The sequence below is a fragment of the Kribbella sp. NPDC048915 genome (genome assembly GCF_040649595.1).
Taxonomy (GTDB): Bacteria; Actinomycetota; Actinomycetes; order Propionibacteriales; family Kribbellaceae; genus Kribbella.
This window is the reverse complement of record NZ_JBEZFT010000013.1, coordinates 110,341-120,485: the sequence shown is the minus strand read 5'-3', so window position 1 is coordinate 120,485 and position 10,145 is coordinate 110,341. Positions and strand designations below refer to the sequence as shown.

Below are 10,145 nucleotides of genomic sequence, written 5' to 3'. Positions count from 1 at the left end.
AGCGTGATTCAGGCGCCGAACACACCCGCCCCGCACCACACTAACTGTCGAGCGTGCACACCTTCGGGCCGCGCATCAATCATCTAGGAGAGTTTCCGTACGACACTGGAGGCTTTTGCCTCCCATACGGGGGCAAACCCTCCATTGATGCGGATCCAACAACCCCACGCCCCGATCACCCCCGCGCCCCCATCACCCCACACCCCGATCACCCCCCGCGCCACCGTCGCGCCAAGCCACCATCGCCCCAGCCACCATCGCCCCAGCCATCCCGCACCAGTCGGCCCGCGATCACCTCCCCTCTGGCAGAAGCCGAACCACACATCCGCCAGCGGACCAGCCGGCGGTGATCTGGTCAGCGATGATCCTGTCGGCAACGGTGCGGCGTGGTCGTCGGCATCCCCGCAGGTTCGGGCAGGACTGGATCAGTTCAGGCGGTGTTCCTTGAGCCAGGTAACGGCGCGGCGGTTGCTGGCGCGGCAGAGCCAGGCGTCCTGGATGATCTCGGTGAGTTCCTGTTTGGTGAGTTCGCCCAAGTGGCTGGCGCGCACGAGGACCGACGGGTGGCCGTCGAAGTGCGGTGTGGTGAAGAACGGGGTGGTGTCGTCGGACACCAGCGCGAGCTTCTCGGCCTCGGATTCGACCCAGATCATGATCACGTCGTCGTACTTCTCACCGGTGATCGGGTCCACCGCGTCCGGCCGCGGCGTCCGGAAGAACACGAACGACTTCCCGCCGACCTGATACACGGGCCGATCTGTTCCGTCGCCGCGTTCCCACTTGGTGACGTGCGGCATCCCGGACGCGATCTCGTGGATGTCCGCGACCCGGGCCTTCCGTGCAGCCATGGGGCGAGTCTAAGCAGGCAGCCAGATCGTGAAGGTCGAGCCCGTGCCGGGCCGGCTGGTGACGGTGATCCGTCCGCCGTGGGCTTCGGCCAGGTGTTTGGTGATGGCGAGGCCGAGGCCGCTTCCGCCGGTGGAGCGGGTGCGCGAGCCGTCCGCGCGGTAGAAGCGGTCGAAGACGTGCGGCAGGTGCTCCGGTGCGATCCCGGTGCCGTTGTCGGTCACCGTGAGGTGGTAGCCGTTATCCACAGGTTGTACGCCGACCACGACGTGACCGCCTGGCGGCGTGTAGCGGATCGCGTTCGACACCAGATTGCCGAGTGCCTGGCGGATGCGGGCGCCGTCGACGACAGCAGGTGCAGCGTCGTCGACCGAAGCCGTGAGCGTCACGTCGGCGGCCTCCGCGGCCGGTCGGTGCGCGGACACCACCTGCTGCGCGAGCTCGGACAGGTTGCGCGGTGCCGGATGCAGGCGGAGCATGCCGGCATCGGCCAGTGCGAGGTCCTGGAGGTCGGTGACGAGATGCTCCAGCAGACCCGTCTCTTCGAGCAGTGAGCTGACCAGTTCGCGATCGAGCGGGACCACGCCGTCCTCGGACGCGACCAGATACCCCTTGATGTTGGCCAGCGGTGTCCGTAGTTCATGGGCGACGTCGCTGACCATCGCCTTGCGTTGCACGTCATGCTGCTGGATCGCCTCGGCCATGTCGTTGAACGCGTGCCCGAGCCGAGCCACCTCGTCCTTCCCGCTCACCGGTACCCGGGCCGCGTGGTCACCGTTCCGCATCCGCTGCGCCGCACCCGTGAGCGCGACGATCGGCCGGACGAGCCGTCGCCCGGCGAAGAGCATCACGAGAGCCGCGATCAGCAGTACGCCGAGCGCCGTGGCCGCAGTACGCAGCAATCCCTCGCCGGAGAAGACGTTGAACGTACTCTTCGCACCGAGGTACAGCTTCGCCGGCGGAGCGACGTACGGCGTCAACGCCTGCACACTGGCCTGGGTGGTGCAGTCGACGAACTGCTCGGTGAGTTCGGCCTCGTTCTTGGGCTGCACGGACTTCAGGCCTTCGACAGCGTTGACCTCATAGTCGAGGTTCTTGGCGTCCAGGCAGGCGGTCGCGCGTCGTACCTCGTCGTCGTTGACGATCTTCGCCTTGGCACTCGGTGCGTACATTCCGGCCGGCGTGCAGCTGTCGTCCTTCGACGCGACACCGGCCTTCTCCAGCACGCGGATCCCGGTGATCGAGCGCGACGTCTCGACCATGACCTGCGGGCCGGCTCCGTCGGTCTTGGCGACGGAGGCCGACTTGCCTTTCGCGTTCCAGCAGGCGACGGCCTGCTCGGCCAACTTGTCGCGTTCCTTGCGCTCCTGCTCGGTCATCCCCCAGTCCGGGTATGCCACGAACGGCGGTGCGATGGCGCTGGTCGCGACGAACCTGCCGGAAGCAGCAGTCGTCCGTGCGGAGGCGGTCAAAGAGAGCGCGTTGCCCGGGAGCTTCGACGCACCGGAGGTGCGCGCGTCGATGGTTGCCGCAGGCACCGACGGGAGCTCCGGTGCCGCGCCGAGCATCCGGGCCGAGTCCGCGATCACGGTGCCGTTCGCGGCGACGACCGCGACCCGGCGGCCGAGTCGGTCGGCGAGTTCGTGCACAAGTTTGTCCACACCCGACCAGCTCGGATGGTCGACGGCGTACTTCGACAGCTCGGCGTAGATCTGGCCGTCGACCTGCAACTGGCCCGTGTTCGCATCGATTTCGCCCTGCAGCTTCTCCGACGTGCTGTACGTCGCGATCACCGCGGTGGCGATCACGGCGCCGAGGGCGACCGCGAGCGACAGCGCGAGAAACCGGACCAGCACGCTACGACGCATGGCTCGCCACCTTGTCCGCGAGCTTGTACCCCACGCCGTACACCGTTTTCAGGTACGTCGGGGTGCTCGGTGACGGTTCGATCTTCTTCCGCAGGTTCATCACGTGGACGTCGACGGTGCGGTCGAAAACGTAGTGATCGAAGCCGAACGCGTGCTCGAGCAGTTGCTGCCGGGAGAACGCCCGCCCCGGCGAAGCGGCCAGGCAGGCGAGGATCTTGAACTCGGCCGGCGTCAGCTCGATCAGCTCGCCAGCCAGCCGGACCTCGTGCCGACCCGGATCGATCTCCAGGTCGCCGACGCGGTACACCTGGCCCTCGGCGCGGCTCCCGGTCCGGCGCAGGACCGTCCGGATCCGGGCGACCAGCTCGCGCGGGTTGTACGGCTTGGTCAGATAGTCGTCCGCGCCCAGATCGAGACCGAGCAGCAGATCGTCCTCGGTGGAGCGGGCGGTCAGCATGATGATCGGCACGTCGCCGTCCGCGCGCAGGACGCGGCAGACGTCGAGACCGTCGACCTTCGGCATCATCACGTCGAGCACCAACAGGTCGGGGCTGCGCCGGCGGGCCTCGTCGATGGCCTCCCGCCCGTCGTGCACGACGACGGTCAGGTGCCCCTCGCGCTCGAGGTACCGCCGGATCAGCTCTGCCTGTTTGCGGTCGTCCTCCGCGACCAGGATCCGTGCTGCCACGGTCTCAATGTCGCGGAAAGAGATGAGAATCCGATGAAGATCGGCTGAGAGCATCGGGTGCAAACCGGTCCTTCACAGGTTCTTCACGGCCCCGGCGGCACGCTCCACGACCATGAAGACGACACGTTCAGCTCTCGCCCTGATGGCGGTCCTCGCGCTCGCTGCCTGCGGCAACGACAAGGCGCCGGTCGCGTCGGGGGACAGCACCGGGGACAAGAGCCCGCTCGCGGAGTACCTGGGCGACGGTTTCGTCAGCTCGGTCGGCAGCGGAGGGTTCACGATCGCGCGGCGTGCCGGCGGCCCGCAGCAGCCGAGCGAGGAGGAGCTCGCGAAGCAGCGGAAGGTCGAGGACGCCACCGCCGCCTGCATGAAGACGGCCGGTTTCGAGTACGTCGCCGTACCGCCGGAGCAGGGCGGGAAGGGCAAGTTCAGCGACGCGTTCGACCTGCCGCCGGACAAGTTCGCCGAGCAGTACGGGTACGGCATCAGCACGATCGACTGGTCGAAGGCCGGTGCCGACGACTCGGATCCGAACACCAAGATCCGGTCGGCACTGTCGCCGTCCGCGCAGAAGGCGTACGACAAGGCGCTGAACGGCCCGAACGCGACCGGCAACGGCGCCGTGGTGATCCAGGGCAGCGGCGAGGACGGGCCGAGCACGAACAACGCCACCGACCTCGGCTGCCGCGGCAAGGCGGTGAAGCAGGTGTACGGCGAGGACGGTGGCCGGACCCTGGACTTCAAGAAGTTCGAGAGCCTGTTCAAGGACATCCAGGCGCTGCAGAAGCGGATCGAGTCCGACCAGCGGGTCGTGGACGCGACCTCCGGTTGGAGCGACTGCATGGCCGACGCCGGGCATTCCGGACTGAAGACGATCAACGATCCGCGCCAGCAGATCCAGAAGCAGCTCGACGAGCTGACCGGGAACAAACCGCCGGAAAAGAACGGCCCGTCCAAGACCGTCATCGGGCCGCCGTCGTTCGACAAGGTCGACGCGGCGAAGCTGGCCGAACTGCGCACGTCGGAGATCGAGCTCGCGGTGGCGGACCACAAGTGCAAGGCCAAGGGGTACGGCGACACCTACAAGTTGGTGCAGTACGAGGCCGAGCGGGAGTTCGTCGATCAGCACAAGGCCGAGCTCGAGGCGTACCGCGACGAAATGGCGAACCGGTGACCGCTTCGCCCAAGTCGAGGCGCCGGGTGCTGGTGAGTGTGGCCGGAGTGGCGGTGGCCTCGCTCGGCGTCGGCGTGGTCGCGGGCAGCCGGATCACCTCGCCGGAGGACGCCGCCGCGAAGACCGCGCCGCCGAAGGCCTCGCAGATCACGGTGCCGGTGGCGAAAAAGGCGTTGTCCAGCAAGGTGGTCGGCCGGGGCGACGCCTCGTTCGACGGTGCGGTGAACATCCGGGTCGAGACCAGTGGGATCAAGACGGCGCCGATCGTGACCGGCAAGGTCCCCGCGGTCGGATCCACGCTCACCGAGGGGAAGGCGTTGCTCGAGATCACCGGGCGGCCGGTGATCGGGCTGGCCGGTGTGCTGCCGATGTACCGCACGCTGTCGCCGGGCAGCAAGGGGCCGGACGTGCTGCAGCTCGAGCAGACGCTCGACCGGCTCGGCCTCGATCCCGGCGACGTCGACGACGAGTACGACCTGGACACTTCTGCGGCCGTGGAACGCCTGTACGAGCAGGCCGGGTACGACGCGCCGGGCGCGGAGGAGCAGCTCACCCAGGCGGTCGATCAGGCGAAGAAGCAGGTGGACGCCGCGAAGAAGCAGCTGCGGCAGGCACAGTCCCAGCTCCAGGCCGCCAAGGACGCAGAGGCGAAGGACCTCTCGGTGCAGCAGGGCGCGGTCGACGACGCCGAGGAGAACCTCGCGGACGCCCAGACCGCGCGCAACGAGGCCGAGTTCAAGGCCGGTACGCCGTTGCCGGTGTCCGAGGTGGTCTACGTGAAGACGCTGCCGCGCCGGGTCGACGACGTGAAGGTCGAGCGCGGCGGCACCGTCAACGGTGTGGTGATGTCGGCGAGCGGTGCGTCGCTGGTCGTCACAGTGAAGGTCGATGCGGAGACGGCGCAGCGGCTGAAGGCGGGGATGGCCGCGACGCTCGATCTCGGCGAGAGCGTGTCCGTGGCCGGCAAGGTCCGCCGGATCACGAAGAACGGTGCGCAGTACGACGTGGTCGTCGCACCGAACACGCTGACCGCGAGCCAGTTGTCGCTGCTTCGGGACGCGAACGTGCGCGTCACGATCCCCGTGCAGAGCACCAGCGGCAAGGTTCTCGCCGTACCCGTGGCCGCGTTGACGTCCGGATCGGACGGCGCGGCGCGCGTCGAAGTACTGCGGAACGGAAAGGTGGAGCTGGTGCCGGTCACGGTCGGGCTGACCGCGGACGGGTTCGCGCAGGTCACGCCGAAGGGCGACGCGAAGCTGGCCGAAGGCGATCAGGTGGTGGTCGGACGATGAACCACGCGGTCGCGGTACCGGCGCCGGTGGTCGAGATGATCGGCGTCCGGCGGTTCTTTCCCGGACCTCCCGAAGTACGGGCGATCAAGGGGGTGGACCTGACCATCAGGGAGGGGGAGTACCTGTCGATCGTGGGGCCGTCCGGGTCCGGCAAGTCGACGCTGCTGCATCTGCTCGGTTTGCTCGACAACCCGACGGACGGCGTCTACCGGCTCGACGGTGTCGACACGATGAAGCTGCGCGAACGGCGGAGGGCGGTCCTGCGCGGGGAGCGGATCGGGTTCGTGTTCCAGTCGTTCCATCTGCTCGACCACCGCACCGTCCTGGAGAACGTCGCGCTGTCGATGGTGTACGTCGGCGTGCCGCGGCGGGAGCGAATGGCGCGCGCACGGGTCGCACTGGAGCGCGTCGGGTTGTCGCACCGGATGGAGTTCGCACCGACGACGTTGTCGGGGGGTGAACGGCAGCGGGTCGCGATCGCGCGGGCGCTGGTCGCCGAACCCAGTCTGCTGCTCGCGGATGAGCCGACCGGCAACCTGGACAGCGCGAACGCGGAGGCGATCCTGCAGGTCTTCGACGAGTTGCACGCCGAGGGGATGACGCTGGCCGTCATCACCCACGACGACCACGTCAGCCGCCGGGCCCAGCGTCAGGTGCGCATCGTCGACGGGACTCTCCAGTGGTAACCCAGGCAGGCCCCCCGGATCCGGCCGGCGGGCCGTCCACGGCGCGGCGTCGCCGGTTCAGATCTCGGCCGGCAGTCAGAGACCTGCTGGACGAGGCGCTGGCCGGCGTCGCCGCGCGACCGACGCGGTTGATCCTCACCACGCTCGGCACCGTGCTCGGAGTCGCGGCGCTGGTCGCGACGGTCGGGCTTGGGCAGACGGCCGCCGGTCAGATCACGCAGCGATTCGACCTCGCGGCTGCGACGCGGGTGGTCGTTCAGCCCGAGGACAACGGCGAGGAGGCAGCGACCCAGCTCCCGTGGAACGCGCCCGAGCGGCTCACCCGGCTGAACGGCGTCGAGGCGGCCGGCACGGTCAGCGTCCTGGAGATCGGTGACGATCTGGTCCAGAACGTGACCGGTGTCGACGGCAACACCGGGAAAGCGCTCCAAGTGATGGCCGGATCGGCGGGACTCTGGGACGCCGTCCGCGCGATGCTGCAGACCGGCCGGTTCTTCGACGAGGGCCACGATCGGCGAGCCGACAAGGTGGTGGTGCTCGGCAAGCACGCGGCGGAGCGGCTCGGCATCAACCGTGTCGACTCGCAGCCGGCCGTGTTCATCGGCGACGAGCCCTACACGGTGATCGGCATCCTCGACTCCGTCAGCGGTCGCGCCGACCTGAACGACGCGGTCATCATGCCGAACGGTACGGCGCGGACGGCGTACGACCTCGAGGCGCCGGACGCGGTCGAGATCCGCACGGCGGTCGGCGCCGCGCAGCTGATCGCGGAGCAGGCACCGATCGCGATCGAGCCGAACGACCCGAGCCGGCTGAGCGTCGACGCGCCGCCGAAGCAGGGCCCCGTCCGTCAGGGGGTCGAGTCCGATCTGAACGCGCTGTTCCTGCTGCTCGGCGCGGTGGCGCTGCTCGTCGGTGGTCTTGGGATCGCGAACGTGACGCTGCTGTCCGTGCTGGAACGGATCTCGGAGATCGGTCTGCGCCGGGCCCTCGGTGCCGCGCGCCGGCACATCGCGGTGCAGTTCCTGGTGGAGAGCGTGATCGTCGGTTTCCTCGGCGGTCTGCTCGGGACGGCGGTCGGCGTCATCCTCACCGTCGGCGTCTCGTGGATCCGGGACTGGACGCCGATCCTGGACCACTGGCTCGCGTTCGGGTCACCCCTGCTGGGTGCGCTCATCGGCCTGGTCGCCGGTACCTACCCCGCCTGGAAAGCCTCCGCCATCCAGCCGATCACCGCCCTGCGCGGTACGTGAATCCCGCGAGGCCCGGGAGTACACCACAGCGGTCAGCGCGAAACCGGCGGCGATCAGCGCGAGCACCGCGTAGGACTTGCCGGTGGCGGGCAGGATCACCGCGCCGAGCGCGGCCGCGGAGACCTGCCCGACGTTGAAGATCATGTCGTACAGCGCGAACACACGCCCGCGGTACACGTCGTCGACACCCGTCTGGACGAGGGTGTCGACGCTGATCTTGATGCCCTGCGCGCAGAACCCGACCAGGAAGCCGCCGATCACCATCGCGACCTGGGTGTAGAGCCCGATCGGTACCACGGTCACCACGGCGGCGATCGCGAACAGGAGCGTGATCCACTGCCGCAGCGACAGCACGCGCGTGCCCCAGGGCGTCACGAGCGCGGCGACGAACAGGCCGGCACCGACCGCACCGGTCGCGATCGCGAGTCCACCGAACGCTCGATCCAGCTCGCCCGGGCCGTAGAAGTAGTTGCGGTACAGCAGGATCATCGCGACCGTCATCAGCCCGAAGAAGAACCGCAGTGAGCCGATCGCCGCGAGGCCGAGCGCGGCTTGGCGGCGCTCGCGGAGGTGCCGGCCGCCGTCGACCAGGCCGGCCGCGATCGTGCGGAGCGCTTCGAGGACGCCGGGCTCGTCGCCGTTCAGGTCCGGGCCGAGCTGGTTGCGCTGCAACCGGAGAGCGAGCAGCGCGGCGGTCGCGTAGATGACGACGGTCAGGCCGAGGACGACGAGGTCCGAGTCGGCGAGCAGCTTGACCCCGGCGCCGATCCCGCCGCCGACCAGGAAGGCCGCCGTACCCGAGGTGGGCGTGACCGCGTTGGCCATCACCAGTTCGCCGCGCTCGACCACGTGCGGGAGGCCCGCGGACAGTCCGGAGAGCAGGAACCGGTTGACGCCGAGCGTGAGCAGTACGGCGGTGTAGAACAGGATCCCTGTGTTGTCGGCGGCGACGATTGCGCCGATCCCGATCACCAGTGCGGCTCGGGTCAGGTTCGCACCGAACAGGATCTGGCGGCGTGACCACCGGTCGAGCAGTACGCCGGTGAACGGCCCGAGAATCGAGTACGGCAACAGCGAGACCGCGAACAGCCCCGCGATCGCGGCGGCATCGGGCGCCCGCTCCGGGGAGAACAGCACGTACGACGCGAGCGCGACCTGGAAGACCCCGTCACCGCACTGCGAGCTCAACCGCACCGCGAACAGCCGCCGGAAATCCCGCCGCTGCAGCAGCGTCCACAGATCCCGGATGAACCGCACGCGAGCACTGTATCCGCCGCCTGCGCCAATCAGACCGGCCCCGAGCGGTCACAGTGCGCAGGATGTTGTTGGGCGCTTGCTTCAATCCTCTGTTAAGGCCGTCGCGGGACGCGCCGGAGCTGATGGCATCGGCGGCGAGGAGCGGTACTGTCGTTCTGCGGTGTCACAGACCGTTGTGCACCGGTTACGATGGCTCATCGCTTTCGAGCCGCAGCGCGGATGGGATTTCTATGGCTGAATCGCAGGACGCCGACGTCGACCCGCGGATGTACGAGCAGCTCAAGCTCGACCGCCCACACGGTGCCCGGGTGTACGACTACTTCCTCGGCGGCAAGGACAACTTCGCGATCGACCGGCAGGCCGCCGAGCACCTGCTGCAGGCGTTCCCCGGCTTCCGCACCGCCGCCCGGGCCAACCGGATGTGGATGCACCGCGCGGCCAAGTACGCCGCTGAGCAGGGCATCACGCAGTTCCTCGACATCGGCACCGGCATCCCGACCGCACCGAACCTGCACGAGGTCGTCCAGAAGATCGTCCCGTCGGCCCACGTCGTGTACGCCGACAACGACCCGATCGTGCTGGCCCACTCGCGCGCGCTGCTGGTCAGCTCACCGGAAGGGCGGACGGCGTACCTGCAGGCCGATGTCACCGAGCCGCAGGCGATCCTGGAGTCCGAAGAGGTCAAGGAGCTCATCGACTTCAGCAAGCCGGTCGCGCTGAGCATCGTCGGCGTCTTCCACTACCTGCCCGACCACCTGAAGCCGTACGACCTGGTCCGTCAGCTGGTCGAGCCGCTCGCGCCGGGATCGCTGCTGATCTTCTCGCACTGCACGCCGGACTTCGCGCCCGAACTGTGGGAGCGCGCGATGGTCGTCTACAAGGCCGACGGCGGCGAGGCGCAGGTGCGCAGCAAGGAAGAGGTCACTCGCTTCTTCGACGGCACCGAGCTGATCGAGCCGGGTGTCGTGTCGCCGTTCCGGTGGTACCCGGACGACGAGACGCAGGAGCTGGTCGACAAGGGCGAGTTCACCGACATCATGTGCAGCCTGTGGGTGGGTGTCGGTCGCAAGCCCTGAGGGCT

Annotated in this window: 9 protein-coding genes; 5 read left to right on the top strand and 4 right to left on the bottom strand. The window is 68.6% G+C overall.

Annotation, left to right across the window (positions count from 1 at the left end; genetic code table 11):
- Positions 1 to 425: 425 nt before the first annotated feature.
- The 3 genes from AB0B82_RS10385 to AB0B82_RS10375 are packed head-to-tail and all read right to left on the bottom strand — an operon-like array spanning position 426 to position 3,402.
- The gene (locus AB0B82_RS10385; RefSeq protein WP_360164816.1) at positions 426 to 848 is read right to left on the bottom strand and encodes an MmcQ/YjbR family DNA-binding protein; all 423 of its coding nucleotides are present in this window, start codon (positions 846 to 848) and stop codon (positions 426 to 428) included.
- 9 nt (positions 849 to 857) lie between these two features.
- Complete coding sequence (locus AB0B82_RS10380) at positions 858 to 2,714, bottom strand: HAMP domain-containing sensor histidine kinase (protein WP_360164814.1); 1,857 nt, start codon at positions 2,712 to 2,714, stop codon at positions 858 to 860.
- Positions 2,704 to 3,402: a response regulator transcription factor gene (locus AB0B82_RS10375; RefSeq protein WP_360164812.1), complete on the bottom strand. Its 699-nt coding sequence runs from the start codon at positions 3,400 to 3,402 to the stop codon at positions 2,704 to 2,706. Before AB0B82_RS10375 ends, AB0B82_RS10380 begins: the two co-directional genes overlap by 11 nt.
- A gap of 112 nt (positions 3,403 to 3,514) precedes the next feature.
- Here AB0B82_RS10375 and AB0B82_RS10370 point away from each other — a divergent pair, with 112 nt between their 5' ends.
- The 4 genes from AB0B82_RS10370 to AB0B82_RS10355 are packed head-to-tail and all read left to right on the top strand — an operon-like array spanning position 3,515 to position 7,807.
- Positions 3,515 to 4,576 carry a hypothetical protein gene (locus AB0B82_RS10370; RefSeq protein WP_360164810.1) on the top strand — a complete coding sequence of 354 codons (1,062 nt, stop codon included), beginning with the start codon at positions 3,515 to 3,517 and terminating at the stop codon, positions 4,574 to 4,576.
- Positions 4,573 to 5,868, top strand: coding sequence for a peptidoglycan-binding protein (locus tag AB0B82_RS10365; protein ID WP_360164808.1), 1,296 nt, complete (start codon positions 4,573 to 4,575; stop codon positions 5,866 to 5,868). Before AB0B82_RS10370 ends, AB0B82_RS10365 begins: the two co-directional genes overlap by 4 nt.
- The gene (locus AB0B82_RS10360; RefSeq protein WP_360164806.1) at positions 5,865 to 6,554 is read left to right on the top strand and encodes an ABC transporter ATP-binding protein; all 690 of its coding nucleotides are present in this window, start codon (positions 5,865 to 5,867) and stop codon (positions 6,552 to 6,554) included. Before AB0B82_RS10365 ends, AB0B82_RS10360 begins: the two co-directional genes overlap by 4 nt.
- A complete protein-coding gene (locus AB0B82_RS10355) occupies positions 6,548 to 7,807 on the top strand; it encodes an ABC transporter permease (RefSeq protein ID WP_360164804.1) in 1,260 nt (419 codons plus the stop codon). Before AB0B82_RS10360 ends, AB0B82_RS10355 begins: the two co-directional genes overlap by 7 nt.
- Here the strand turns inward: AB0B82_RS10355 and AB0B82_RS10350 are convergent.
- Positions 7,709 to 9,064: an MFS transporter gene (locus AB0B82_RS10350; protein WP_360164802.1), complete on the bottom strand. Its 1,356-nt coding sequence runs from the start codon at positions 9,062 to 9,064 to the stop codon at positions 7,709 to 7,711. The genes AB0B82_RS10355 and AB0B82_RS10350 overlap by 99 nt on opposite strands.
- Before the next feature lie 230 nt (positions 9,065 to 9,294).
- Here AB0B82_RS10350 and AB0B82_RS10345 point away from each other — a divergent pair, with 230 nt between their 5' ends.
- Positions 9,295 to 10,140, top strand: coding sequence for an SAM-dependent methyltransferase (locus AB0B82_RS10345; RefSeq protein WP_360164800.1), 846 nt, complete (start codon positions 9,295 to 9,297; stop codon positions 10,138 to 10,140).
- Positions 10,141 to 10,145: the final 5 nt, after the last annotated feature.